Origin of the sequence: Aminobacterium sp. UBA4834, from assembly GCF_002400205.1 — a bacterium.
Lineage (GTDB): Bacteria > Synergistota > Synergistia > Synergistales > Aminobacteriaceae > Aminobacterium > Aminobacterium mobile.
Map to the genome: position 1 here is coordinate 98182 of NZ_DHFC01000003.1, position 26713 is coordinate 124894.

A 26713-nucleotide genomic window follows, 5' to 3' on the forward strand; every position below is an offset into this window, starting at 1 on the left:
ATGGCTTGAAGCTATGAATCTCGGCGGAATTCCTCTCCTCGTCATGTATATATTGCTCTGTACATTCCTCAATCTCTTTATCATGAGCGGTTCTGCAAAGTGGCTTATATTAGCTCCCATATTTGTACCCATGTTCTCCATGGTAGGTTTTTCTCCAGCCCTCACTCAACTTGCCTACAGAATTGGAGACTCATCTTCAAATATTATTACCCCTCTTTCCTACTACCTCCCAGTAGTTATCGGTCTAATGGAGCAATATAAACCAGAGGGACACACAGAACCTGTAGGAATGGGCACCGTCATCTCTCTGGCCATGCCCTATACTATTGCTTACCTCATATTCTTCACTCTTCAGCTTATTGTGTGGTACATCTTTAACCTTCCAATGGGACCAGGAGCTGGGTTGTTTCTATAAAATAAGAACTACTCTATAGGGGGGAATACCAAAGAGGCTGCTATTAAGGCAGCCTCTTTGGTTATTGGTTATTGGTTATTGGTTATTCGTTACTCTTAACATCTTTTAACACTGGCAATAATGCTCCAACATAATGTTCCAAAGATCTAGTCTCTCCAAAACTGGTCGAGGTACTAACATGGAAATCTGTACAACCCCAGGAAGTCTGCCAATATCTACCTGGCCGGTAAGGGTACATCGATTTCTAATCTCTGGCAGCATCATTCCTGTTAGGGAAACCATACGCATAAGTCCATTATCAACAGCTTCGTTAAGATTTTTCCCCGTTCCTACTACTTGAAGGGGTAAAACCTCCTGTTCGAGATCAAAACCCCACGAAGCAGCAATATTTAAAGCTTTTTCCATTATTTCTGGGGAACGAAGTTTTACAATATCCGGGAGGTCATTATGAGTAGGGAGAATAATTGGTCCATCAAGAGTCAGCCCTTTAATGATATGAACTTCAATAATTACTTCTGCTGATACATCAGTTGTGTGGCCAGCGATCTCTCCATCTCCCATCATGGCATGGACATCTCCAACATAAATACCGCCGCCAAAAACCTTCACAGGAACAATGACGAGAGAACCTTCCACAACCTCATTCACGTCCATGTGGCCGTCGGTACGATCCTTCAATGCCTCTTCAGTTAAGGCATACTTATGAGAAGCGCCTACAAGGAAACTTCCAAAATCACCTGCATTATGAGATGCTGGCATAGCCGCTGCTGGGCAACTCCCCATATTCCCTACCATAGGACGCAACGGAGCAATAATACCCGACAGATCTCCACGAGCAATAATATTTGCCGAGTACTGTCTGGATTCTGGGGGAAGAGCACTAAAATGTGCCGCATCACAAGCTATCTCTGCTGCTACATCAGGAGGAACCGTTACCGCTACATTTCTATTGTCATCCATCACTATCGTATAAGTACTTTCAAGTTTAAAGGGATGTACAGGAACACCACACTGTTTACAACGTATGGCATCTTCTCCTATTCCTTCTATATATGTTTCAGGATTTATGACTCCACAGGCAGGACATCGTTTCGCTACAAAAGGATCCCCTTGAAAATGCCCTTCCTGGGGCTTATCGGTACCAGATGTAGTGGCTAATGAAAGGACATGTATTTTTCGTACTTTTAACGCAATGGCATCTCCAACTTCTGCCCCTTCTACAGCTATAGGCCGGGTCACCTCATGACCACTCGGGAAATCTGGAGTAATCATCGCTCCCCAGCACCCCGGACTTACACGAGCAACAATAACACCTCCATCTCTCACAGGACCATCAAAAGTTTCAGAAGGATCTAAGACCCACACCATATCTCTCGTATTTACAATACTCCGAGTCATGATATACCTCCTTCTTTAGTCAATAGAGATCAAATTCTTAATACCCTTTTATAAGGGTCACAGCTATCCAAAAATTCTCAAAGGAAGTCAGGGCTTCCAATAAAATTTTTCCAGAAAGAGGTTTCTCTACGAATCGAACCATATAATCAGCCGTTTCGAAAGGAATCATTTCACCAGGAGTGGAAATAAAAATAATGGGGAGATAAAAAAAGGCTGGCTCACTTCGTATTTCCGACAAAAGCTCCTCACAGCCATGATTAGGCAACGCACAATCTGTAATCACCACATCAGGCTCGGAACGATCCCAATATTTACCTACTTGGCGAATATAATCGAGAGCCTCATATTGATTACAAACAATGTGTAAAGAGTTAACGATCTTTTCTTCTCTCAACAGTTTTCGCATTTCTTGGGCATACTGTTGATCCCTTTCCACCAAAAGAACTTCCACTACTTTTACACGTTTACCTCCCATAAAAAATCTCCCCCTTTAAAAAACTGGGGGACGACGAAAGAATCAGGGTTTTTATATACTAGCATCCATTTTCGAATTTTGCGAATTTTAAAATAAAGAGAACCGCCAATGTCCCACCCTCCAAATGCTGGATAGAAAATCCAGCATTTGGAGGGTGCACGTCACAAAGGCGGCTCTTTTTATTTTTAATTAATTATACGCTAAACGTATCTCTTCATCGCCAATAACAGCGGAGATCAGGTCTTGCCACATTGGAGAGTTCCATGTGCCTAGAGCGGAGTGAACAGTGTAGTATTTCTCAGGAATGGGGTGAGTCCCCACTACAACGTCGAGGCCAAAAGCTTCTTTAATATATTTTTTAAAATAATCAATTCTCGGACATGGAGGATAGCCAACAACCATACCTGTAGCAAGATGCACAACATCCGCTCCATTTTTCTTCATCTCTGCCGGAGCATATTCCACATTTCCACCGGGACATCCATTACACGTCGTGTACCCCACAAGTTCTAATTCTCTGTCTTTGTAACGGGCGAATCCTCCCTCTCTGTTATGAAGGGCTCTGAGACATTTCCCTCCTGCGCAAGTTCCATATCTATTACAGATAATAATACCAACGCGTACGACGTCTTTCATTCCCAATTCCCCCTCCGTCTTTATATAGTATTGACTTCTATAGGTCATCATGACGGAAACAGCCTCGCCGACGGCCACAATACCGTCGCCTCCACCCTTTTCCTAAGAGAGTGCATGGAAGATCTTGTGTCTTTTTGCACTCTTTCACTTTAGATGCGCATTCACCACACATTCCAGCAATTTCAAGACTCTGAGGAATAGGCTGAAAACCTGCCTCTTCAAGCCATTTCTTAATAATTTTTTCTTTTTCTTCTTCATTCTTGAGATGAAGAACCTTTCCACAACAACGGCAATAAAGATGGAAATGAATAGACGAAGAAGGAAGTTCAAAGCGTTCAAAACCTTCATCAAGAGAAAAACGATAGAGCAACCCCATGTCAGAAAGAAGGCCTATTGTTCTATACACTGTAGCAATACCTATGGAGGGATCTTTTTCGTGGGCCTTTTCCCATATCAGTTGTATATTACCGTGTTCGGCCTCCCCTTCAATAAGCACATCTATAATTGTCTGGCGCTGGTTTGTTAAACGAAAACCAGCCTTTTTAAGGGCTTCAACATACTCCTCGCGTTTAACCTGATCGTTTTGATCCATAGAGTAAAAACTCCTTTTTCAACATATCTATTAATGGGTAGGAAGAAAAGCCCCTACCTCGTAACACTTTTTACCATATAGCTTGACAAATATCTTAACAGAGAATAGGATTTATATGCAAATGATAATCATTATCAATAAGGAGGAAAAATAACATGCCTGGTTTTGATAGAACAGGACCGCGTGGTATGGGACCAATGACAGGTGGTGGCAGAGGTTTATGTCACTTTGGATATGTGCGTAGACGATTCTCACGATGGGGTCGTTGCTTCTTCGGTTTAGGCCGTGGCATGGGGAGAGGTTGGGGTATTTATAATGCTCCAGTAGATTGGGATTATGCTCCTACGACTCCTACGATTGAAGAAGAACGAAATATGCTCAAGGAAGAATTATCTCTGCTTGAAAACGAGATGGAAAATATTCGTAAACGCATGGCAGAAATTGAAGAAAATAAATAAAAAGGAGCTTTCCCATGAAGATAGCAATTGCTAAAAACGGAGATAACGTATCAGAACACTTTGGACACGCAAAAGAATTTCTCGTTGTTGACGTAGAGAATCAAAAAGAAATAGCACGGGAAATTGCAACACCTCCGCAAGGAGAACATGTGCCAGGGGCTATGCCTCATTGGATCGCATCCCTAGGTGCCAATCTTGTCATCACTGGCGGTATTGGACAAAGGGCATCTCAAATGCTGAGAGATGGAGGAGTGAACGTAGCTTGCGTACCTCCTCTTTCCGTAGAAAAGACACTCAGAGCGTTTCTCGATAATTCTCTTGAGATTGTTGGCGACCAATGTAGTCACGATCATTCTTCTCTTTAGGAGGGGAATATGTTTCGATTAACCGTAGTTAGTGGCAAGGGAGGAACTGGTAAAACATGTGTTGCCTCCTCTCTTGCCTTTGCTATTCGAGGAGGAACAGTTATTGACCTTGATGTAGATGAACCTGATCTTGGTTTAGTTTTAAACATCCAAAATCCGGAAAGTGAATCTATTTACAAGGTTGTTCCCCAGATAGATGCCAAACGATGTGTAGGATGCGGCATATGTGCTGATAGTTGTGTTTTTGGCGCCCTCAATCAGTTTGGTACGAACGTGCCGACAGTCAATATGAAATTATGTCATGGATGTGGCGTATGCGAGTATGTATGCCCTCAAAAGACCATTAAAGACAGTCAAACACAAATAGGGGAATTGAATAGTAAGCGTACTGAGAATTGGTGGTTTCTTGAAGGCAGATTAGATATAGGAGAACCTAATCCAGTTCCTGTTATACATGCTGTTCTCGAAAAGGCAAATTCTTTGCCCTTTCCACAAATTGTAGACGGACCTCCTGGGACAGCGTGCCCTATGGTTGCCGCCATTGAACAATCACATTTCGTCGTGCTGGTTACAGAGCCAACACCCTTTGGACTTTCTGACCTTGTCTTGGCCGCGGAAACTGTTCACGAACTTCAGATTCCCGCAGCTGTGGTTATCAATCGGTCTGACCTCGGTAATAGTAAAGAAACAGAAGTCTTTTGCAATAAAATAAATGTACCCATACTCGCTCGCTTGCCATTTTCAAAAGAAGTTGCACATGCTTATGCAGAAGGGACAGCCCCCTTTTGTGTTGATCGAAAATGGCGAGAAGCAACATACACTATTCTTGACCATGTTAAAGAGGTGCTCTCATGAACCCAAAAGAAATTGTAATTGTCAGTGGAAAAGGAGGCACTGGTAAAACATCAATTGTGTCAGCTTTATGCGCTCTCTTCAGCAAGAAAGCCCTCTTTTGTGATGTAGATGTAGACGCGCCCAACCTCCAGATTTTGCTCCATCCTAACGATGAAGAGTCTTTTTCATTTAGTGGTAGGAAAATACCTCAAATAGACTCTGAACGTTGCAATCTTTGCGGGAAATGTGTGAGTTTCTGTCGCTTTGATGCCCTCAAAAAAGAAATGGATGGTATCTCCTCTCTATCGTGGAAATGTGAAGGATGTGGTGGCTGTGCTCTTATATGCCCTCAAAATGCCATTACTATGAATTCGTACGAACAGGGCCAATATTGGCGGGGACAAACGTCTTTGGGCCCCCTCTGGCATGCTCGTCTTCATGCAGGAGAAGAAAATTCAGGAATGCTTGTTGCCAAGCTTCGCAACAAAGCTCGAGAAGAGGCTTGTAAGAAAGGGTACCCCTTTGTGATTGTTGACGGCCCCCCAGGAATCTCCTGCCCGACAATTTCGGCTCTTACAGGATCGACATTGGCTATAGCTGTTACAGAGCCTTCTCTATCAGGTCTTCATGATCTTCTTCGTCTTGGCGATCTGTGTTCCTCTTTGGAAGTTCCTTTAGCTGTCATTCTCAATAAAGCAGATCTTTCAGAAACAAGAAATGCGGAAATACAAGATCGGGCTAAAAGCAAAAATTGGCAATTTTTGGGTTCTATTCCTTTTAGGCCTGATGTTGTAGAAGCGATATCAAATAAAGAAATTCCTTTAGACGCTTTACATCCAGAAATAGAAACTATTTATACAAACTTGCTTCAAATAATCAATAACATAAAAATGTGAGGTGTGCACATATGCGTATTGCTGCAGCTGTCAATGAACCAACTATAAAAAGCCTTATAGCTGAACGTTTTGCCCGGGCTCCTTATTTTATAATTGTTGATGAAAATGGGAATCTCCTTGAAGCCATTGAAAACACAAATGCAGAACAGGGACACGGAGCTGGGGGAGCTGCTGTTCGTCTGCTCTCAAAACATAATATAGATCTTGTAATTGTGCCCCGTTTAGGGCCAAATGCAGAAGAAGCTTTGGCACAAGCTGGAATTAAGCACTTTAAAGCAGAAGGTCTCACACTTGAAGAAGCCTTATACTCCCTTGAAGGGAAAGGGGCGTCCTTGTAAGGACGCCCCTTTTTATCATTTAAAATGTGAGTCGATCTACAATTTCGTCGATAGTTTGATATGAGATATTCAAAGCAGGAAGGAGCCGAATACTGCCACCAGCCACATTCAAGAGCACCTTTCGCTCTAACGCTTTTTGCTTCACGTCTTGAGCATTCATTGTAGAAACACCAATCATGAGACCAAGCTGGCGGATATCCATGGACCACGAAAGTTTTTCCAATTTCTTCGCAAAATAGGCTCCTTTTTCCTTCACTTCTTCTAGAAATTCTTCTGTGAGGGCCTGTAGAACTACTTTCCCAGCCGCAAGAGAAATAGGGTTAGGGGCAAAGGTAGAACCATGATCCCCCTCTTGAAAAGGAGACCACCCACAGAAAATAGTGGCTCCTAAAGGCAACCCTCCACCAATGCCTTTTCCACAGGTAATAATATCAGGCTCTAACCCCCAATGTTGAAAAGAGAAAAAGCACCCCGTCCGTCCTAACCCTGCCTGAATTTCATCAGCTACAATGTAATATTTTTTGTCTTCCTTAAGTTCCGCTACCGCTTCGACTAAAGAATGAGGCAATGGCAATACTCCAGAGTTTCCCTGCACACACTCTAAAAATACACCTGCAATATCATGAGAAGCAGCATATTCTCGAAAGACCCTAACGTCTTTAGGCAAAAAAACTACGTCGGGCAATAGCGGCTCAAAAGGTTCTCTTATACTGGGACTCCATGTAACAGAGAGGGCCCCGCATGTCCTTCCATGGAAGTTCCCAATAAATGAAACAAGCATCCCTTTTTTTCGATATTTTCGAATAGCCTTCAATGCAGCCTCTGTAGCTTCGGCTCCTGAATTGGCGAAATAAACATCCCCTTCTCTTCCCGCCATCTGGCAGAGAAGCCTCGCCACTTCGACTCCATCAGGGTCAGAGAAATAGTTTGAGATGTGAGCATAACGCTTCATTTTCTCTGTCACAGCTTCTACGACAGCCGGATAGCTGTGACCTAAAGGAAGAACACCAATCCCAGCGAAGGTATCAAGAAAAACGCCCCTATTCGTTGTGATCTCCGAGCCCGATGCCGAAAGGATAGTGAGGTCAAAGGGGTGATAGACTGGGCACAGCATTATTTCTGATGCTCCGTTAAACCAAATTCCTCTACCAAAGCTTTTACTGCGCGGTCAGCATTTTCTTTGGTAACAAGAGTGGAAATTTTTATTTCAGATGTACTCGTCCCGAGCATAGAGATTTTTTCTCGGCATAAAGCAGAAAAAAAGCGAGCCGCCACGCCCGGCGCCGACTCCATACCCACACCTACGGCAGAAATTTTTGCCACTCTATCATCTTCCGTTAATCTCCATCCAGAATAGGAGGAAAAGACTTCCTCTACAGTGGATCGCACAACTGCTCCCTTTCCTTCCACCACTGTAAATGTAAGATAAGAATGCCCGTTATCGTTTACTGTGGATATCATATCCACATTTACACTTTTTTCAGCCAATGCCGTGAATAAAACACTCATGGCCTCATTACCTCCGGGCATGGGGCTAATAGTAACCTTTCTCTGGTTCGGGTCGGCCGTCACTCCTGTAACGACCGGTTGCTCCAACCATTCAGGCAATGTACTCACTACAAGGGTCCCCCTTTCATCAGAAAAAGTAGAGGCACAGTAAAGTTCGACGTTATATTTTTTTGCTATTTCCACGGCCCTCGAGTGGAGAACTTTCGCCCCCATGGACGAAAGTTCTAACACCTCACTGTATGTGACATAATCAAGTTTTTTAGCGGAAGGACATATTTTCGGGTCGCACGTATAAATACCAGCTACATCACTGTAAATTTCACATCTGGCTTTTGCTTTAGCAGCAATAGCCACAGCTGAGGTATCAGAACCTCCTCGCCCTAAAGTCGTGACCTCTCCCTCAGGCGTAATCCCCTGAAAACCTGTTACGACCACTACATGCCGTCGTTCCAGCTCCCGTTCAAGTTTCGCCATATCAAGATCCACAATACGAGCATTGCAAAAAGCACCTGTAGTGACCATCCCCAGCTGAAAAGCATTATAAGAAACTGCGGGAACGCCAATATCGTTTAAAGACATGGCCAAAAGAGCAGCCGAAACCTGCTCGCCTGTAGCTAAAAGCATATCGAGTTCCCGAGGAAGAGGCTCTTTCGAGACCTGCCCTGCCAATTCAATAAGGTTGTTTGTGGTTTTACCCATAGCAGAAACGACAACCACTAACTTTTCTCCAGTTTCTACTCGCTTCTTTATTTTTTCTGCAATACTTCGGATCTTCTCTGGTGTCGCTACTGAAGAACCACCGTATTTCTGCACAATCACTTGTCCAGACCTCCTGGATCAGAGGTTTCTCAGGTCTTGTACGATCTGAGTTTTGTCAGCTGTTTTTTCATCCACCATTTTAATAACACGAGCAGGAGAACCTGCAACTACAGCGTTAGATGGAACATCCCTTGTTACAATGGCACCAGCAGCAACAACAGCCCCTTTCCCGATGTGCACCCCTTCGAGAATAACGGCATTAGCTCCCACCAAAACATTGTCTTCAATCATAACCGGGGTCGCGCTTGGCGGCTCAACAACTCCTGCAACTACAGCCCCTGCGCCAATATGGCAATTGGAACCAATCATAGCCCGTCCACCAACTACAACGTTCATATCGATCATTGTGCCAGGCCCAATAATAGCTCCGATATTGATAACGGCTCCCATCATAACAACCGCACCTTTACCGATGTCTACCATATCGCGGATAATGGCACCTGGTTCAATTCGAGCCTCATATTTGGTGAGATTGGCCAATGGAAGAGCAGAGTTACGGGCCTCAACCTCTATATGTACAGCATTGATTCGGCTGGCATTCGCCGACAGGGCGGACTCCACTTCTTTGTAATCTCCAATGAGAAGACCGAAATGGTCGCCCCCAATAAAAGTAAGGGCTCCCCATGCGCAACCTTCAAAATGACCAGAAATAAAGGCCTTTGTGGGGGTCCTTTTTTTAGATTCCTTAATCAACTTGATGATTTCTTCGGCGCGCATGCAATAACCTCCTCAAAAGCATAGAATCCTGGTTCAGCTGTCACAGCAAACTGAGCCGCCCGCAAGGCTCCAAGAGCAAAAACTGTCCTTGAAAGAGCCCGATGGGTCAGTTCCAGAACTTCTCCTTCATTGGAGAAAAAAACTGAGTGATCTCCAGGAACGCCTCCCATACGTAAGGAATGGGTAGGACAGTTCCGCCCTGTAGCTTCCTTCAAAAGGAGCGCCGTTCCGGAAGGGGCATCTTTTTTGCGATTATGATGAACCTCGACAATTTCAAGATCCCAGTCAGAGAGATAAGAAGAAAATTCTCTCAAGATCATTTTCAGAACATTCACTCCTACCGAAAAGTTAAAACTTTGAATAACAGGAACATCCTGTCCCAGAGAGCGAAGATGGTCTACGTCCTCTTTTGTAATGGCCGTAGTGCCAATGACCAAAGCTGCCCCATGCTCTCGACACAACTCTATGGTTCGAGGAAAAGCCGTACGACTGGAAAAATCCACAATTACTTGAGGCGTATCGTTGCACCACTCCCCATCAACATCCACTGAGAGGCAAAGTGTATGATCAGCAAAAACTTTCTGAATCTCCTGCCCCATTCGGCCCGAGGCCCCAATCAATCCGTACCGCATCACAGAATGCCACATTCCTTCATAGCGCTATCCACAACAGCCATAGCTCGTTCCGATGCTGAAACTAAGGGCAAGCGAAGTTCGTTAGCGCACAATCCCAAGCTACTGACTCCATATTTCACAGGAACTGGGTTCGTTTCGCAGAATAGCCCTTTCATTAAGGGGAAAAGACGAAGGTGAAGCTCACGGGCTTTTTCTACATTATTGGCGAGAGCATATCGAATCATGTCAGATGTCTCTCGTGGCGCTACATTGGAAAGCACCGAAATAACTCCATCGCCTCCGGCATTGACAAGGTGAAAGGCTTGGTCGTCATTTCCTGATAATACAAGGAAATCAGGACGCTGTTTTCGAACCTTTCGAATGAGAAAATCCACCTGAGCTTCATCACCTGAAGCTTCTTTAATTCCTGCAATATTGTCTATCTCAGCAAGACGAAGGACTGTTTCAGGAAGAATATTGATCCCCGTTCTCCCTGGAACATTGTAAATAATCAGAGGCGTATCTCCAATACCCGAAGCAACAGCCCTAAAGTGCTGATAAAGCCCTTCCTGAGGAGGTTTATTGTAATAAGGCGTCACCACTAACACCCCATCAGCACCTAAAGAAACTGCTTGCTTCGATAATTCCAAAGCCACTGCCGTAGAGTTAGAACCTGTTCCAATCACAACAGGTATCCGTCCAGATCCCATTTTGACGGCAAAGCGAATGATCTCTTCCCGCTCTTTCATCGTTACAGCTGGAGCTTCACCAGTCGTTCCCAGCACAACAAAAAAGTCCACGCCACCATCCATCTGAAAAGCAAGAAACCTCTCAAAACTCTCATAATCCACCTTGCCTTCTCTGAAAGGTGTAATCACTGCTGTTCCTGTTCCCCTAAAAATCATCTGGCACACCTCCTGCTATAGAGTACGGGCATTAAGTGCCCGATGTTTCTGTAGAATGCGAACGGCATTTGTCGCCGCTCCCACTCGAATATTATCAGCAACATTCCACATTAAAAATCTAAATTCATCGAAAGCACGAAGACGAGAAATATAAACGAAGTCTGTTCCTGCAGCTTCAATGGGAGAAATAATATCGTCAGTAAGCACCACATTCTCACTCTCCAACAATGCATCCCTCACTTGTTTCAAGGAAGCAGATCGACGAGTCTCGACAAGAACAGATTCAGAATGACCATAAAAGACAGGAACACGAACTGTGGTCGGCCATACAAGAATACTCTCGTCTCGAAAAATTTTTCGAGGTTCGTGAACCATTTTCATCTCTTCTTCGGAAAAACCATTCTCTAAAAGGGCGCCAATTTGAGGAATGACGTTAAGGTGAATTTGTCGAATAAACTTTTTAGGTTCAATATGACCTTCAATTTGATCTCGAAGCTCATCCATGCCTTTTTTACCAGCTCCAGAAACAGATTGATAGGTGCTGACAACTATTGATTTTATTCCAAAACGGCGATGAATTTCATAGAGCCCAAGAACCATTTGAATAGTTGAACAATTAGGGTTAGCTACAATACCCCGATATCCTTTTAATATATCTCCATTAATCTCAGGTACAACCAGGGGAACGTCTACATTCATGCGAAAAGCAGAAGAATTATCAATAACGACAGAACCTGCTTCAGCCGCCGTCGGAGCGAAAATTTTAGACACACCTGAACCTGCAGAGAAAAGTACGTAGTCATAGCCAGCCTTGAGTTTTTCATGGGTCAGCTCCTCCACTTTGTATTCCTGGCCATAAAACATAAGGGTGGAACCTGCCGACTTTGACGATGCAAAGAAATGACATTCGTCAGGGTGGATATGTTGTTCTTCAAGCACACGAACCATCATGCGCCCTACTTCGCCTGTAGCTCCTGCTATCGCAATCCTCATGGATCTATTCCTCCTTCTCATACCATTAACAATCTCCATCAACACTATATAAAAAAAGGCCCGTCCCCGAAGGGACGAGCCTTTGATATATCAATGCCCGCGGTACCACCCTGCTTAGACACTATAACGTGCCCCGCCTCGACTTCCGTCACGTGGAAGCAATTCGTGAATGTACTCCAGCCTTCTTTTCAAAAGCCTTTCCACCCCAGCTCCACAGGTTTTAGGCCTTTTTCGCCACCTTAAGGATGTCTCTCAGCCGGTGAACATCCATCTCTGGTAAGGATTCGACAAAACGAGGCGCCCTGCTTCTTCGCCTTTACTATTATTTATCATGGTAAAGTTCCAAATGGTACAGATTGGGTCGGATTATACGAAACAAATAGAAAGCTGTCAAGAGATATGATCACTTTTCGTGTATCGCTATATATCCACCACAACATTATCTATAAGCCGAGTTGAACCAAACCTCACTGCCAAAGCAATAAGGACCTTCCCTTGAAGAGGATCTACCGCTTCTAAATCCCAACAATCTACAATCTCGATATAGTCAATATTCGCTTTTTCCTTCTCATGAATCATTTTTTCTATAGTCTCATAAATCGTTGCGTGACTTCTCTCGCCCTTCTCAATCAACTGCACGGCTCTCTGTAACGAACGATAAAGAACTAGCGCTTGGTCTCGTTCTTCAGCAGTTAAATACACGTTACGAGAGCTCATGGCAAGACCGTCTTTTTCCCGTACAATAGGACATACACGAATTTGGATATCCTGATTCAAATCTTCAACCATACGCCGAACCACGATAGCCTGTTGGGCATCTTTCTGCCCAAAATATGCTCGGCCGGGCCTGACTATATTAAAAAGTTTTGTCACTACTGTTGTCACTCCACAGAAATGTCCTGGCCTAGAGCGTCCACATAATCCCCTCGTCAGTTTCTCTACATTAACACGCGTCTGGAAGCCATCTGGATACATTTCAGTAACAGAAGGGTGAAAAATAATGGTGGCACCGGCATCCTTAGCCACAGCTTCATCATGCAAAATATCCCGAGGATACGATGCATAATCTTCTTGAGGACCAAACTGGGTGGGATTTACAAAAATACTGACTACAACTATATCATTCTCTTGTGCCGCTTTTCGAATTAAAGAAATATGCCCATCATGGAGGAACCCCATAGTAGGGACTAAACCTATACTTTTACCTTCTTTACGATATTGACGTAACATACCTCTCAGCGCTGTAATACTCGTGATACTACTATCCATTACCCTTCCATCCTCCTAGCAGTTCATATGTTCTTCCAATGCTTAAAGCCATACCCTACCACTTCAGAGACATCTGAAAGCACAATAAAAGTCTGTGGGTCAATAGAAACCACAAATCTTTTTAATTCCATGGCCTGCCGCCGCGTTAAGATAACCATAATCATATTCTTGGGTTGACCCGAATAGGCTCCTCGCGCATCGATAAGAGTAGCACTTCGGTCAAGGTTCTCTATGATAAATCGTTTTATCTCTTCTGGTCGCTGCGTAATAATGAGAAGTTGTTTTCGTCGGTCAAAAGATTTTAATACACTATCGATAGTGAGGCTTTCAACATAAAGCAACACACCGCCCATGAGAAGCTGTTCTATATCCACAACAAACCAAGAGGCAATGAGTACGGCAATATTAATATAAAAAGAATACATACCTACATCAACACCGTACTTTTTTCTCGCTGCCATTACTATTACATCAGTACCTCCCGTTGAGCCTCCCCCACGAAAAACCAACCCCATCCCAAGCCCGCCTAAAACGCCTCCTAAAATAGCTGCAAGGAAAGTGTTGTGAAGGACTGGGTAGTGAAAAAGCTCAAAAAACATAATAGAAAGGGTATTAAGAACCGTAACATATAATGTCCAAAGTACAAAACGAGGGGACAGCACTCTCCAGCCCCACATAAGCAAGAGGGGGTTCCCAAGGGCAAGAACCCATGCAGGCGATATACCCCAGGCATAATGAGTGATTAACGCAATGCCTGTCAATCCGGTACTTGCAAATTTATAAGGGGCGGTCAGGGCTATAATGGCAAAACTCATAATAATCGTCCCAATCGTAGTATACGCTAGAGTCCCCCATTCCTGCCGAATCCAGTTCTTTAAAACATTTCTCTGTTCTTTCCAATTTTTAGAACTTTCTGTGCCCATTTATCATCGTCGCTCCCTATAAAGTGAGAAGTGTAAACCCCTTGCCTAGAAAATTACATATAGGTAGTTTTTTTACTTTATTAATCATTCCACGGGAAAAAAATTCTTCGATGATTCCAACGTGCAATCTCGTAAATTCCTCCCGTTTCTCGATCCCACGCATAAACCCCGTTTGCTGCGAGACGACCTACAGCGTCAAGAAAAAACATGTTACGAGAAAGAGCTTGTCCATAGCTAACAACACCTTCAAAACGCCTTACAAGAGGAAGATGTCCTCTTCCTTTTATATCAATCCAATAATCCGGTACTGGAATATGACTCTTTTGAAGGTACCGTAACGCTTCAATATACGCTTGAGGTGCTTCCTCTAAAAAAAGAAGTTTGCCTCTAGAAGATTGCCTTAAATTTTTCAAGAGAGAGAATGCCAACCAATGAGCTGATGTATCAGGCATATAGCTCAAAGACACAACTGCAGAGTAAAATCCATCCATCAAGGCTAAAGATCTAGGAATAATGTGTGGATACCAAAATCCTTCTACACTTTCCCATCTTTCGAGATGACCATCACAGAGCATCATCAATAACGAGAGACTATTCGCCGCTTTTTGGCGCAAGGAAAGAGGAGTAGAGAGGGATCTCCATAAAAGTTCGGGCTCCAAAACATGGGCTTCTCTTATAAGATCTTGCTTCAATTGTTCTGCTTCTCTAAACATGCTTTTTTCAAGAGAATAAGATTGAACAAGATCTTCCCATTCTGTAGCTCCAGCGATCTGAACCGTGCAAAACACGATAACCACACTCATAGCCCAGAGATACTTCCACTTTAACTTCCTCATCTTTGCCACCTCCAGCCCTCGTTACATTGAGGGCTTCCCACCAGAAAGTCTATTTTGGTTGTAGAACTCTCATAGCATCAAATAAAGTGCGCTTCCAATAATCAACGAAGCGCTTTGATCAAAAGAGGCCTTTATTTTTTGCCAAACCTTCGTGTCCATAAAGCCATAAGACGAGCAAGAGAAAGCGCCACATCGGGATCCCCAACCCGTTCCCTTACGCGGTCTAGATTTTTCGCTATATCATTGGGTGCCGGAGTAATAATACGCCTCTGTCTTTCAATACTCTTCTGAGTCGATTTAGAGGAAATATGCCCAACTACAACTCGAACTCCTGAAACAGGGAGATCCCATTCTTCTCTCACCTTTCGAGCAATGCAAGCTCCCATCATAGAAATACGTTGAGCTGCAGCAGGACTATCGGCACGAATACAAAGCATAGTCTCTTCAAGGGAGTAAGGTTGGCTTCGCTTTGCTATACCTTCTCCCACCACATCTCCCCAACGTTTGGCTAGATGCGCGAGCAAAATTCGTTCTTTCGCTACTCGAGAAAAAGTACCCTCCAAAAGAGATGCTATAGAATTAGCCTGATTATGCCGTCGTACTCCCACTTCCTTTTCGCCTCCTTCGCGTTTCCAAATATATCGAAAGAAGTTGAATATCTGCCGGCGTCACTCCGGAAATTCTACTCGCCTGCCCAAGAGTACGAGGTTGCACTTTTTTTAATTTCTGAAGACTTTCTGTTAATAGACCAGGAACATCTTCATAACAGAATTTTTCTGGTATATAAACCTTCTCAGACTTTTGAAGCTGCCGAACTTGCCGTTCCTGCCTCTCAATGTATCCCGCATACTTAATTTCAATCTCCACGCTTCTCCTCTCATCTTCAGTGAGAGGAGAACTCAAAGCAGGAAGGAATGTCTCAATTTCTTTATACGTAACTTCCGGCCGACATAACAAATCCCATGCCCGAAGAGCTTCTTGAACAGGAGAAGAACCTATTCGTCGTAACCATTGGTTTACTTCTTCAGAAGGGAGGACACGAAAGGAAGAAAGCCTTTCTTTCTCTTCATCCACATTTTTCCACTTTTTAAGGAGTCTTGTCCATTTTTCGTCATCAATAAGTCCTAAACGTCGTCCAATTGGGGCAAGGCGACGATCAGCATTATCAAAGCGGAGAAGAAGGCGATATTCACATCGGCTCGTTAACATTCTATAGGGTTCTTCAGTACCCTTAGTCACAAGGTCGTCAATTAAAACCCCTATATAAGCATCTGACCTCTCTAAAACCAACGGCTCTTCCTTCCTGAGAGAAAGAACCGCATTGATGCCTGCCATAAGTCCTTGAGCCCCTGCCTCTTCGTAACCTGAAGTTCCGTTAATTTGTCCAGCACAGAAAAGTCCTCTGATTTTTTTCGTTTCAAGCCACGGCATCAATTGGGTAGGTTCTACATAATCATATTCAATGGCATAACCAGCACGGGTAATTTGTGCCTTCTCGCACCCCGGTAAGGCATGAACAATCTCTACCTGAACATCATAAGGCAAACTTGTTGAAAAATTCTGAAGATACACTTCTTTATTCCGCCGAGAAACTGGTTCTAAAAACACGAGATGGCTATCTTTTTCAGGAAAACGAATAACCTTATCTTCTATTGAGGGACAATATCGCGGACCAAGCCCCTGCAAACGACCTGTCCACAAAGGGGATCGCTCAAGATTTTCACGAATGATATCGTGGAGGCGTCTATGGGTACGGGTAAGGTAACAGGAATAGCCGCTATAGATTTTCTTCTCTCCCCACAAATCAAAACAAAGAGGTTCCTCTGCACTGTTCTGTTCCAAAAGAGATGCGGTGTCAATTGTATCGAGATGAATACGGGGAGTCGTATCAGTTCTCATGCGGTACATTTCAAGGGCATGTTCTCTCATAGAACAACTAAGATCAGTAGCCGCCATCTGTCCCATAGGTCCAGATTCGTAATTTAAAAGCCCTATATGTACTCGCCCCTTAAGGTATGTCCCTGTTGTTAAGATGACAGCCCCTGCTTCGTATGTAAAACCATAACGAGTTTTTACACCGCGAATACGTCCTTCATCTACCCATAAATCTGTAACAATATCTTGGTGAACCTCAAGATTTTTCGTCACCTCAAGAGCCCATATGAAATGATCTCGATAATCGTGGAGGTCACACTGAGCTCGAAGAGCCTGAACAGCAGGTCCCTTTGATGTATTCAGCCATCGGATCAGCATCGTTGAAGCATCTGCAGCTCGCGCCTGCTCGCCTCCTAAGGCATTCCCTTCCCTTACGAGATGCCCCTTAGCTGGTCCTCCAATAGAAGGATTACACGGCATTAAAGCCGTATTATCAAGATAGAGATTTAACATGAGAGTGCGAGCACCCATACGAGCCGCAGCAAGAGCTGCCTCGCATCCTGCATGTCCACCTCCCACTACTATAACGTCAAAGGAAGTTTGTGACATATTTCATCTCACCTTTACTCATCTCTAAGATCCTATTTTGAAACTTTCCATATTTCGCCTCGATGCACTTTCCATATTGACCCAGGCCATTGATTCATAGAGCTTTCAGCTGTAGCAGCGAAAATTTGCCATGACGATGCCACGAGAGCATCTACAAGTGTTTTTCGTCCTTCTTCATCAAGTTCAGCAGCTATTTCATCAAGTATAAGTATGGGCTTACGACGCATTTTTCGCTCTACAGCCCATCCAGCTGCTAACATTAGAGCCACTGCAGTTCGGCGACGTTGACCTCGACTCATAACAACAGAAGCTAATCTTTCTTCTGACAATACAGCAATATCATCCCTTTGAGGCCCCACTTGTGGAATAGCCGTCATACGTTCTTTATCTCGCCATTTTCGCAGCGATTCCCAGTAATCGGCCATAGGATCCTCAAGACCTACTGTACCGCCTCTCAAAAAAAGAAGCTCTACTTTTGCAGGAAGGAGCACTTTAAATTCTGAAAGCCCTATATTTAATAAATCGATCGCAGCTGCACGTGTAGACCAGAGCCAAGCTACAAGGGGCGCAAGTACTTTTGAGGTCAGAGAAGGATCTCGCCTTTCTCGAAGAAGAATTGTACGATGCCGAAGCACTTTACGACAATCATTAAGTTTCCGCGCATAGAGAGGGAAAAGTAATGTACACAAACGGTCTAAAAACTGTCGCCTAACGGAAGGTGCTCCATCAACAATAGCCATATCTCCAGGCAAAAAAGCCAATGTAGGAAGATTGGACCGTATGGTGCTATAAGTCGTACGTTTTCCATCACATTGGATAATGTTCTTTTCTCCCACTGTAGCTACGACGTCAAAATCTTCTTCTCCAGAAAAAAAGCCTCGAAGAAAAGCTTGTTTATCTTCTCCATTCCAATTCACTAACACTGATTTCCGTAAAGGCCGAAACGGGCCCCAGCCAGTAAGTATATGAATAGCCTCTAGAGCATTTGTTTTTCCCGAACCATTGTCTCCTACAAGAAGATTAAGCCCCGTAGCCCATTCAAGGCGACGAGGCACTAAATTCCTGAAACTTCGCCAGGATGTTAAATGACAGTAAACCATCTATATTCAAAAAACATCTCTACGATGGATTCGTCTCACTGGCTATGTCACTCTCATTTAACTTTATAGGCATGAGCATATACAAGAAATCATTTACACCTGGTCGAAGCATGCTCATTTGCCCTTCTGGTCCATTAAAAGTCATATAAACCTGTTCTCCATACATAGCCTTCAAACCATCTAAAAGATATCCAACATTAAAAGCAATCAATAGTGGCTCGCCGTCTATTTGGGCATCCAATATTTCTTCTGCTTCGCCAATTTCAGGAGCGCGGCCAATCATCCGAAGGTCTCCATTAGGAGAAAGCTTAAGAATAACCATGCGACTATAATCTCGAACTACCACATCTACACGTTCGAGGGCATTAATGAAGTTATTACGATCTATTTTTAGTGTTGTAGTGCTTTGCGGGTTGAGTATCTTTTCGTAATTTGGGAAAGATGATTCAATTTTACGAACAGAAAACTCCATGTCCCCCATTTGAAAATAAGCTAAAGAATCATCGTAAAGAATATGTATCGGATGATCTTCTTCCAGAGAGGATAGTTGTCGGAGTAATTCTTTCAATCCAGCAAGTGGAAGAAGTATTTCCTTCCCATTGCTATCAGTTCCTTCTTTACCTGAAGAAATATTTTCTCCAACAATAGAGGATTTGGAAAGAGAGAGGCGTCGGCCGTCGGTAGAAACAACATGTAGGTCTTCAGCTTTTAGTTGAATAAGCGCAGCGCCTAAATACTTCGGAAACTCCTCTCCTAAAGTACTTGCGACTGTCCCTTCGCTTAGAATTTGGGAAAGCATTCCAGCTGTTACTGTGCAGAAGGGACGTCCGTTATCTGACGTTGGCAGGTGAGGAAATTCCTCTACTGCGAAAGTTGAAAAACGGTATGTATTTCGACCTGCAAAGATAATTCCCTTCCCGTCTTCTACAGAGACTGTAAATGTATCAGTAGGTGCTTTTTTAAAAAGTTCCCCTACGACTTTAACAGGAAGAATAGCCTCTCCTTCTTCTTCTATTTGGACTCCAGCGGCATTACATTTTATAGATGTTTTAAGATCTGTTGCCTCAAGAGTCAGAGAGGTAGTGTGAGCTCGACATAGAATTCCGGCGAGAGAACTAATAGTGCTTTTTGTGCTTGTAACTCGTTCAGTTGTTTGCCAGCTTTTCATAAAATCTGGCTTGCTCACCTGGAGTCTCATGACTTATTCCCTCCTATAGCTATTATCTCTATTATTTTAGTTTATATAGTAATGGTAGTAATAACCCCTGTGGATAATGTGGAAATCACAGCAAACCTTGATGAAGAGATGGTTTCTTAGGTGGATAAGTACTCACAACTTTTTACATACTTATGCACATTGTCCACATTAAAATTGTGAAAAACTTAGAAATAACTTTTATTCACAGTTTATCCAGAGCATTTTCACAGCTTAGACTCAATGTTATCCACAATTTCTTTCATTCGAGGTTGTTCTTCTATAAGCTTTGTTATTTTTCTTTGGGCGTGGAGAACTGTAGTATGATCTTTTTTTCTAAAGGCTAATCCAACTTGTTGTAGACTGGATTCTGTAAGTTTTCGACAGAGGTACATTGCCACTTGTCTTGCTAAAGCAATGTCCGAAGTTCGACGATTTCCAGTCAAGTCTTCCACAGTAAGGCTAAAATTTTCTGCGACAATTTGTTGAATGGTGTCAATACTTATAGGCCCTCTTGCGTCGTGACGAATAATATCTTTTAACCATAGTGCAGCATTGTCTTCCGTAATAGGTTCCTGGTTGAGTTCAGCACAGGCTACAACTCTATTTAAAGCTCCTTCAAGTTCACGAATATTACTGGGGACGTTTTGGGCCAAAAAGGAGAGAACATCTTCGGGAACCTCGTAATTTCGTATTTGGGCCTTCTTCTGAAGAATAGCGATGCGCGTTTCTAAATCGGGCATCTGAATATCAGTTACAAGTCCCCATTCAAAACGACTTACAAGACGATCTTCTATGTTTTGAATCTCTTTTGGAGGACGATCGGAACAGATGACGATCTGCTTTTTGCTGACATGAAGCTGATTAAACGTGTGAAAAAATTCCTCTTGGCTGCTACCTTTATTGCCGAGGAACTGAATGTCGTCGATAAGTAAAATATCTACATTTCTATATTTAGACTTAAATTCTTGAGTCCTGTTGTTTTTAATAGATTGAATAAATTCGTTAATAAATTTTTCTGAACTCACATATGTTACCTTCAGAGAACTATTTTTATTGAGCACGTAGTGCCCAATAGCGTGCATAAGGTGAGTTTTTCCAAGGCCAACTCCCCCCCATATAAAAAGAGGGTTATAAGCTTCACCAGGTGTTTCGGCGACAGCAAGACTAGCTGCATGAGCAAGGCGGTTTGATTTGCCCACAACAAATGTATTAAAAACATAATTCGGATTCAATCCACTGTGAGAAATTGCGCTTGTCTGCTGAGCAGCCCTTTCTGCTCTTTGTTGCTCATCCTTTCTTGTTTCTGACGCTACTTTGAGATCAAGGTTATGTGCGTACCCATTATCTGTAAGAACATCTTCAATAATATTTTGGAAACGTTTTGAAATTTGTTCTTTTACAAATACATTAGGAACATCCACAACAAGAACATCGTCAACGATAGAGAGAGGGACACATGTTTTAAGCCATAAGTCTGCTGTCCCTTCTGGTATAGTCTCTTCTATTTTGTTGATAACGTCATCCCAAATGTCACTTATCCCTTTATCCACCAATTTATTCACCTCGACCGATGGATTTACCTCATCTTACCACAGCTCATCCACAAAAGTTATCCACATATCCACTATATATCCACGATTTATTAACATTGCGCAAACCCGCGTGATATCTCTCATAGTGAAGTTTTTAGAAATTAAGTGTCAAAATGACTATTCCTTACCATTCCCAGTTAAGGGGGGATACGAGCTTATCCACAACTTATGCACTTCTTGTGGATAAGTGTGGATAAATTACTTTCTTTTTCAAGAGAAAGCAGAACATTTTATATGCAGGTGGAATCATATCATATTTTTTGCCACTTCTTGTGGATAATTTTTACACATCTTTGGAAAAGACGGGTTACAATAATATATTCTAGATAAGATTATTATGATGCGGAGGAGGGATAAAATGACCGCCAATATTTGTCATATCATTAGTCATACAGACCTTGATGGAATTACTGCTGCTGCTGTAGCGTGGCATCATTATAGAGATATAATGCCCATAAAAGTTTCTCTCACAGGATACGGCGGTGTGGATGGACTTGTTCTGGAAAGTCTTAAAGCAGAAGAAGAGGTGGTTGTTTTAGATCTTTTCTGCCAAAAAGAACGCACCATTGAAGAAATTGACCGCCATTTCCGCGAGGACTCGTCCCCTTTTCTTTTTGATCATCATGAAACGACAGCCCAACGATATGCCAACCGTCCATGGCTTGTTGTGGACACCTCTATGTGCGCCGCTCAAGTGTATTTTAACTGGATTATTCATAGATATCCCCAAACGCCAGCCTCTTCTTTAGCCGATCTGGTCGTTATAGCTAATGATAGAGATTTATGGTTGAACGAGAAGGAAGAGAGCCGTCTTTGGCAAGCTATGATTACTTTATGTGGCCCTGAAAGCATACTGATGCGCTTAACAGCGAACCCCTCCTCGAAGCTTCGGTCCTTTGAAGAAAAAGCGGCGCGTTATTTTATAGAGAGACAGGAGAATCGTTTTACTCGAGCTCTGAACATTATAGGTCATTCCAAGGATATAGCTTTTGTGGAGGATGGAATATTGGAGTTTGGAGATGTATCGGATTTTGGAGGCCTTGTGCTAGATCGTCTCGAAAATCCCCCTTTCCTCGTAGCTGTGGCGGCGCGAAGGGCTATAGGTGACTGGGTTCTTTCATTACGCAGTCGCAGTGGCATGGCTGGGAAAGTTGTAGGAATCTTGCGGGATGGTAAGAAAGTTCGAGGGGGAGGACATGATGATTCGGCTGCCCTTTATTTCCCTCCTTTTTACTCTCAAGATCAGATCAAAAATTCGCTCTATACTGCAGTGCAGACAATTCGGGAGCGGGAACGATCAGTGGGTACGAACTTGGGAGATTTGTTGAGGGCGGCAATGGGAGAGGATCATTCTTAAGAACGTAGTGCGGAGGTGAAAGCATGAGCTTTTCCTCGAAACGTCTAAAAATTCTTCATTTTTTGGGGCTTCGACGAAGTATGATTGGTCTTTTGTCGATGGTAATTTTTGTAGGGCTTGGAGAAAGATTGGCAGAGCGATTCCTTCCCATTTATCTCATCGCTTTAGGGGGGGGGTCTTTCTCTGTAGGAATCCTCAATGGACTTGATAATCTTCTTTCCGCTCTTTATTCCTACCCTGGTGGCTATTTAGCTGACCAACTTGGAACGAAACAAGCGTTGGCTCTTTTTAATCTCTTAGCCATGTCAGGTTTCTTGATTGTGGTTTTAGTTCCCCATTGGTGGGCTGTTATTGGAGCATCTTTTCTTTTCCTTTCATGGTCGGCTGTCTCTCTTCCTGCTACGATGAAACTCATTTCGGAGGTACTTCCTCAAAATAAACGAACGATGGGTGTCTCTCTCCATTCTCTTGTAAGACGAATTCCTATGGCTTTAGGCCCTGTTATAGGGGGTATTATGATAGGCCTTTGGGGAGAAACGACAGGGGTTCGTGTCGCTTTTGCCTTAGCCTTACTTTTTGCCGGAGTAGCCCTTGTTTTGCAGCAAAAACTTATTCAAGAGAATCAGAGTGCAATCGAGCGCCCTGAAAAGAACCCTCTTGTTGTTTTTCGTCTGATGAGTCCTGCACTGAAAAATTTGTTAATTTCTGATATACTCGTACGATTTTGTGAGCAGATTCCTTATGCTTTTGCCGTAGTCTGGGCTATGAAAGTGATTGAGCATCCAGTATCGGCTTTCCAGTTTGGTATTTTAACCACTATTGAAATGGCGGTTGCTATGTTGATCTATATTCCAGTGGCTTGGCTAGCCGATAGAGGTGGAAAGAAAATTTTTGTAGTTATTACTTTTTGCTTTTTTACAATCTTTCCTCTTGTCCTTTATCATGCTCGCTCTTTCTGGCCTCTCGCAGGCGCTTTTGTCATAAGAGGATTGAAAGAGTTTGGGGAGCCGACGCGCAAATCTCTTATTCTTGATCTCGCCCCTGGCGATAAAAAAGCGGCAATGTTTGGGCTTTACTACTTAATTCGGGATGTGATAGTGTCAATAGCGGCCTTTGGTGGCGCTTTTTTATGGATGGTCAGCCCAGCCTTGAACTTTTACGTCGCTTTTGCTTGTGGCGCGGCAGGAACTATATGGTTTGCCGTAAAAGGAAAGGATTTGAAAAGGAGTACCTTGTAGAAGACAGAAGAAGTTGGTAAAAATAAGGCCGATATAAGAATCTAAAAAGATTGGTGGGATCGAGGATGGCAGTGGTCAAAATAGTAGAGTATCAGGGGCCTGATCCCCATGAAACTTTTGCGTGGAAGTTTACTGACAGAACAGGCCGATCTGATGAGCTTTCTACATGGACTCAATTAATTGTACGGGAAGCTCAGGAGGCGATTCTTTTTAAAAATGGCCAGGCCTTCGATCTCTTTACAGCTGGGCGACACACTCTTAGCACTCATAATATTCCCCTCCTGGCTACGTTTATGAACCTCCCTTCAGGGGGAAAATCTCCCTTTAAGGCAGAAATATGGTTTGTAAATAAGCTTTACTCTCTCGATATAAAGTGGGGCACTCCAACTCCTATTCAAATTCAAGATCCTCGCTACGGAGCATGGCTCCCAGTTCGATCTCATGGTCAATTCGGTATCCGCATTGCTGATTCGAGGAAGTTCCTCATCAAACTTGTAGGAAGCGTAGCGGCTTTCAATAAGGAGAATCTCGTTCAATTCTTTAGGGGAATCCTTACGACTCGCATTAAAGATCTTATTTCGAGCTATATAGTGCTAGAAAAGAAGAGCATTTTGGAATTAAATGCCTTCCTCAACGAATTTTCCACTCACATGGAAGAAACTCTTCGTCCCATATTGCAAGATTTCGGCATTGAGATGGTGAATTTTTTTGTAAACTCTATTAACGTACCTGATGATGACCCTGCTGTAATCCAGCTCAAAAATGCTTTAGCCAAACGAGCTGAAATGGATATCTTAGGATATTCGTATCAACAGCAAAGAAGTTTCGATACATTGGAAACAGCTGCTAGTAACGAGGGGGGCGGGGCGTTAGCTATGCAGGCTGGTTTAGGGCTAGGAATGGGAGTTGGGCTAGGAAAAACATTTGGACAAGTCTCAGACCAGATGGGCAACCAAATGGCAGTTACAGACTTTGGGTCGTGCCCATCCTGCAGAGCAAAGCTTCCTAAGAACGCACGTTTTTGTCCCCAGTGTGGCTTCCAGATTAACAGATGTCCACTCTGCGGTAACCCCGTTCCTCAAGGGGTATCTGAGTGCCCTCATTGCGGAGCCCTTTTATCTGTAGAGTGTCCTCATTGTAAAAGGGAAATCAACCCAGGAATGAAATTCTGTCCTTTCTGCGGAGAGGCTTTATGTAAAGTTTGTTCTGTTTGTGGTGAAAAGATAGAACCACAGGCCCATTTTTGTCCCTCTTGCGGCAAAAAAATTGAAAGAGACTAGCTTTAGCTGGGAAAGGAGTCTCTCATGAAGACGAAAAACCGTATAAGTCTTGTGTTGCTTTTTGTCATGGTAGTTGTACTTACGGCTCTTGTGTCCATATCTTTCTTGACAACTGATACAGCCAGCAGGACCGGGTATTTCTGGATGACCTTCGCTTTTCTTGTTCTGGGAATAGTTCTTTCTGGTGTTTTTGGTTTTTTGCAGATTCGGATTCATTTGGACCATGGTCTCCCAACTCCTGCATTTTTCAGTATTGGAACCCTTATTGTCCTCTATGACCTTTTTCTAGTGATAAACCCTGTCGTATCATGGAAAGGTTTTGAGTTTTCCCTTATCGCCTATAGTGTTACTCATATCGTTGGTTTGGCTATGTTTTTATCTCTATCAGGAATGGCTCTTATGTCGGCCATGTCCATTACAGAGCGCGAAGGACGCGAAACAAAGGGGAGATATACAATTCGCTTGTGGGATGACCAGATCAACCGCATGATTCGGCAAGGGAAAGCTAATCAACTCGATGAAGATCTTATAGAGATGCTCCAAAAGGCATTAGGAAAGGTACGTTATACAGACCCATTAGGTTCTGACGAATCAGCCGATTTAGAAGAAGATATAGTAGAGGATATACAGTGGCTGGCTCGACAGATAGATGAAATATCGGTAGATTTTGAGGATGAGAAGAAAAGCTCTATTGTTCAAGAAATGAAACAACGAGTACAAATATTAATGAGGCGACTCGAAGATAGAGAAGCTCTTCTCGCTCGTATAAAGTAATTTTTTCAAGGAGGAACGTACATGTTGTCGGAGAACGTGGAAAAGAGGCAGGTGTGCCCTTCCTGTGGAGCCAGAAATGAAGGAAAAACAGCATATTGTGCTTATTGCGGAACTATGCTTCCAAAAGTACAGAGCGTTGAAGGGGCAACAGAGGGTGTTATTGCTATAAAACTACCTGGGGAACGAATAGCGTTTAAAAGAATTAGTGTGGGACTTGTATTATTTCTCTCCATCATTACGTTAGGAGTGTATCCGGCTTTTTGGGTTTTTTTAAGGCGAAATTCTTTTAATCAGTTGAAAGTAAGCGAAAAAATTCAAGACTGGCTCGCTCTCCTCCCCCTCATATTATGGGGTGTCTCTTTTGTTTTGGGAGCAAACGAAGGAGAAGGGGAACAAATTTTAGCCCTTCTGTCTTTTGTGACGTGGGTTTTCTTGTCCTTTAAAATGCGAAAAATGCTTCGTGAATATGTAGCTGGTTTTGCTGATGAGGAAGCATTGAAAAGTGTAGCGAGATCTGGCATTATGACCTTTTTCTTCTTGATTTTCTATATTCAGTACCATATAAATAGGCTTATTGACATCGGCGTCTTTAAAAGGGCAAATTAATACAATTGAAGTAAAGTGTAAAGGGTCCTCTTTAAAGGGGGGGCTTTTTTTATGTTTGGTGATAATATATATCTATAAATCTTATAACGGAT

29 protein-coding genes are annotated in these 26713 nt (G+C 43.2%); 11 read left to right on the top strand and 18 right to left on the bottom strand.

Going from position 1 to position 26713, the window contains the following annotated elements:
- The coding region (locus tag B3L97_RS01100) for an AbgT family transporter (RefSeq protein ID WP_286933205.1) at positions 1–415 on the top strand (415 nt) is incomplete at its 5' end.
- A 105-nt stretch (positions 416–520) separates the two neighbouring features.
- Here the strand turns inward: B3L97_RS01100 and B3L97_RS01105 are convergent.
- The 4 genes from B3L97_RS01105 to B3L97_RS01120 all read right to left on the bottom strand — a co-directional run bounded on the left by B3L97_RS01105 (position 521) and on the right by B3L97_RS01120 (position 3516).
- The gene (locus B3L97_RS01105) at positions 521–1813 is read right to left on the bottom strand and encodes an acetamidase/formamidase family protein (protein WP_286847747.1); all 1293 of its coding nucleotides are present in this window, start codon (positions 1811–1813) and stop codon (positions 521–523) included.
- Between the two features lie 37 nt (positions 1814–1850).
- A complete protein-coding gene (locus B3L97_RS01110) occupies positions 1851–2288 on the bottom strand; it encodes a response regulator (RefSeq protein WP_024821254.1) in 438 nt (145 codons plus the stop codon).
- A gap of 189 nt (positions 2289–2477) precedes the next feature.
- Positions 2478–2924 (bottom strand): CGGC domain-containing protein, encoded by a 447-nt coding sequence (locus B3L97_RS01115; RefSeq protein ID WP_286847746.1) that lies wholly within the window; start codon positions 2922–2924, stop codon positions 2478–2480.
- Between the two features lie 37 nt (positions 2925–2961).
- Positions 2962–3516 carry a Fur family transcriptional regulator gene (locus tag B3L97_RS01120; protein ID WP_286847745.1) on the bottom strand — a complete coding sequence of 185 codons (555 nt, stop codon included), beginning with the start codon at positions 3514–3516 and terminating at the stop codon, positions 2962–2964.
- A 155-nt stretch (positions 3517–3671) separates the two neighbouring features.
- Here B3L97_RS01120 and B3L97_RS01125 point away from each other — a divergent pair, with 155 nt between their 5' ends.
- From B3L97_RS01125 to B3L97_RS01145, 5 genes are read left to right on the top strand one after another with little or no spacing between them, the layout of a single operon-like run.
- Complete coding sequence (locus B3L97_RS01125; protein ID WP_286847744.1) at positions 3672–3974, top strand: DUF5320 domain-containing protein; 303 nt, start codon at positions 3672–3674, stop codon at positions 3972–3974.
- A 14-nt stretch (positions 3975–3988) separates the two neighbouring features.
- Complete coding sequence (locus B3L97_RS01130) at positions 3989–4339, top strand: NifB/NifX family molybdenum-iron cluster-binding protein (protein ID WP_024821258.1); 351 nt, start codon at positions 3989–3991, stop codon at positions 4337–4339.
- A gap of 9 nt (positions 4340–4348) precedes the next feature.
- Entirely contained in the window at positions 4349–5194 is an 846-nt protein-coding gene (locus B3L97_RS01135) for an ATP-binding protein (protein ID WP_286847743.1), read from the top strand.
- Entirely contained in the window at positions 5191–6069 is an 879-nt protein-coding gene (locus tag B3L97_RS01140) for an ATP-binding protein (protein WP_286847742.1), read from the top strand. Before B3L97_RS01135 ends, B3L97_RS01140 begins: the two co-directional genes overlap by 4 nt.
- An 11-nt stretch (positions 6070–6080) precedes the next feature.
- Positions 6081–6407, top strand: a complete 327-nt coding sequence (locus tag B3L97_RS01145; RefSeq protein WP_286847741.1) for a NifB/NifX family molybdenum-iron cluster-binding protein — start codon at positions 6081–6083, stop codon at positions 6405–6407.
- Between the two features lie 19 nt (positions 6408–6426).
- Here B3L97_RS01145 and B3L97_RS01150 read toward each other — a convergent pair whose 3' ends face one another.
- From B3L97_RS01150 to dnaA, 14 genes are all read right to left on the bottom strand, one after another.
- Positions 6427–7521, bottom strand: coding sequence for an aspartate aminotransferase family protein (locus tag B3L97_RS01150; protein ID WP_286847740.1), 1095 nt, complete (start codon positions 7519–7521; stop codon positions 6427–6429).
- On the bottom strand, positions 7521–8735 hold the full coding sequence (locus B3L97_RS01155) for an aspartate kinase (protein WP_024821264.1): 1215 nt from the start codon (positions 8733–8735) through the stop codon (positions 7521–7523). The genes B3L97_RS01150 and B3L97_RS01155 overlap by 1 nt, the downstream gene beginning before the upstream one ends.
- 18 nt (positions 8736–8753) lie before the next feature.
- Positions 8754–9452, bottom strand: a complete 699-nt coding sequence (dapD, locus tag B3L97_RS01160; RefSeq protein ID WP_024821265.1) for a 2,3,4,5-tetrahydropyridine-2,6-dicarboxylate N-acetyltransferase — start codon at positions 9450–9452, stop codon at positions 8754–8756.
- Positions 9425–10084, bottom strand: a complete 660-nt coding sequence (locus B3L97_RS01165) for a 4-hydroxy-tetrahydrodipicolinate reductase (RefSeq protein WP_024821266.1) — start codon at positions 10082–10084, stop codon at positions 9425–9427. Before B3L97_RS01165 ends, dapD begins: the two co-directional genes overlap by 28 nt.
- Entirely contained in the window at positions 10084–10971 is an 888-nt protein-coding gene (gene dapA, locus B3L97_RS01170; protein WP_245587069.1) for a 4-hydroxy-tetrahydrodipicolinate synthase, read from the bottom strand. The genes B3L97_RS01165 and dapA overlap by 1 nt, the downstream gene beginning before the upstream one ends.
- Before the next feature lie 15 nt (positions 10972–10986).
- On the bottom strand, positions 10987–11964 hold the full coding sequence (locus B3L97_RS01175; protein ID WP_024821268.1) for an aspartate-semialdehyde dehydrogenase: 978 nt from the start codon (positions 11962–11964) through the stop codon (positions 10987–10989).
- 420 nt (positions 11965–12384) lie between these two features.
- Positions 12385–13233, bottom strand: a complete 849-nt coding sequence (panC, locus tag B3L97_RS01180; protein ID WP_286847739.1) for a pantoate--beta-alanine ligase — start codon at positions 13231–13233, stop codon at positions 12385–12387.
- Between the two features lie 23 nt (positions 13234–13256).
- Positions 13257–14156, bottom strand: coding sequence for a YitT family protein (locus tag B3L97_RS01185; protein WP_024821270.1), 900 nt, complete (start codon positions 14154–14156; stop codon positions 13257–13259).
- A gap of 80 nt (positions 14157–14236) precedes the next feature.
- The gene (locus B3L97_RS01190) at positions 14237–14992 is read right to left on the bottom strand and encodes a hypothetical protein (RefSeq protein ID WP_024821271.1); all 756 of its coding nucleotides are present in this window, start codon (positions 14990–14992) and stop codon (positions 14237–14239) included.
- 131 nt (positions 14993–15123) lie between these two features.
- The gene (locus B3L97_RS01195) at positions 15124–15600 is read right to left on the bottom strand and encodes a DciA family protein (protein WP_024821272.1); all 477 of its coding nucleotides are present in this window, start codon (positions 15598–15600) and stop codon (positions 15124–15126) included.
- Entirely contained in the window at positions 15581–17476 is a 1896-nt protein-coding gene (gene mnmG / locus B3L97_RS01200; protein ID WP_024821273.1) for a tRNA uridine-5-carboxymethylaminomethyl(34) synthesis enzyme MnmG, read from the bottom strand. The genes B3L97_RS01195 and mnmG overlap by 20 nt, the downstream gene beginning before the upstream one ends.
- Positions 17477–17508: 32 nt before the next feature.
- Positions 17509–18576, bottom strand: coding sequence for a DNA replication/repair protein RecF (gene recF / locus B3L97_RS01205; RefSeq protein ID WP_286847738.1), 1068 nt, complete (start codon positions 18574–18576; stop codon positions 17509–17511).
- A 19-nt stretch (positions 18577–18595) separates the two neighbouring features.
- Positions 18596–19774: a DNA polymerase III subunit beta gene (gene dnaN / locus B3L97_RS01210; protein WP_286847737.1), complete on the bottom strand. Its 1179-nt coding sequence runs from the start codon at positions 19772–19774 to the stop codon at positions 18596–18598.
- A 224-nt stretch (positions 19775–19998) separates the two neighbouring features.
- Complete coding sequence (dnaA, locus tag B3L97_RS01215; protein ID WP_024821276.1) at positions 19999–21324, bottom strand: chromosomal replication initiator protein DnaA; 1326 nt, start codon at positions 21322–21324, stop codon at positions 19999–20001.
- A 400-nt stretch (positions 21325–21724) separates the two neighbouring features.
- Here dnaA and B3L97_RS01220 point away from each other — a divergent pair, with 400 nt between their 5' ends.
- The 5 genes from B3L97_RS01220 to B3L97_RS01240 all read left to right on the top strand — a co-directional run bounded on the left by B3L97_RS01220 (position 21725) and on the right by B3L97_RS01240 (position 26621).
- A complete protein-coding gene (locus B3L97_RS01220) occupies positions 21725–22723 on the top strand; it encodes a DHH family phosphoesterase (protein WP_024821277.1) in 999 nt (332 codons plus the stop codon).
- 23 nt (positions 22724–22746) lie between these two features.
- Positions 22747–23961 carry an MFS transporter gene (locus B3L97_RS01225; RefSeq protein ID WP_286847736.1) on the top strand — a complete coding sequence of 405 codons (1215 nt, stop codon included), beginning with the start codon at positions 22747–22749 and terminating at the stop codon, positions 23959–23961.
- Positions 23962–24026: 65 nt separating this feature from the next.
- On the top strand, positions 24027–25241 hold the full coding sequence (locus B3L97_RS01230) for an SPFH domain-containing protein (RefSeq protein ID WP_286847735.1): 1215 nt from the start codon (positions 24027–24029) through the stop codon (positions 25239–25241).
- A 24-nt stretch (positions 25242–25265) separates the two neighbouring features.
- Positions 25266–26015: a hypothetical protein gene (locus B3L97_RS01235; protein WP_286847734.1), complete on the top strand. Its 750-nt coding sequence runs from the start codon at positions 25266–25268 to the stop codon at positions 26013–26015.
- Positions 26016–26036: 21 nt separating this feature from the next.
- Positions 26037–26621, top strand: coding sequence for a DUF4234 domain-containing protein (locus B3L97_RS01240; RefSeq protein ID WP_286933207.1), 585 nt, complete (start codon positions 26037–26039; stop codon positions 26619–26621).
- Positions 26622–26713: the final 92 nt, after the last annotated feature.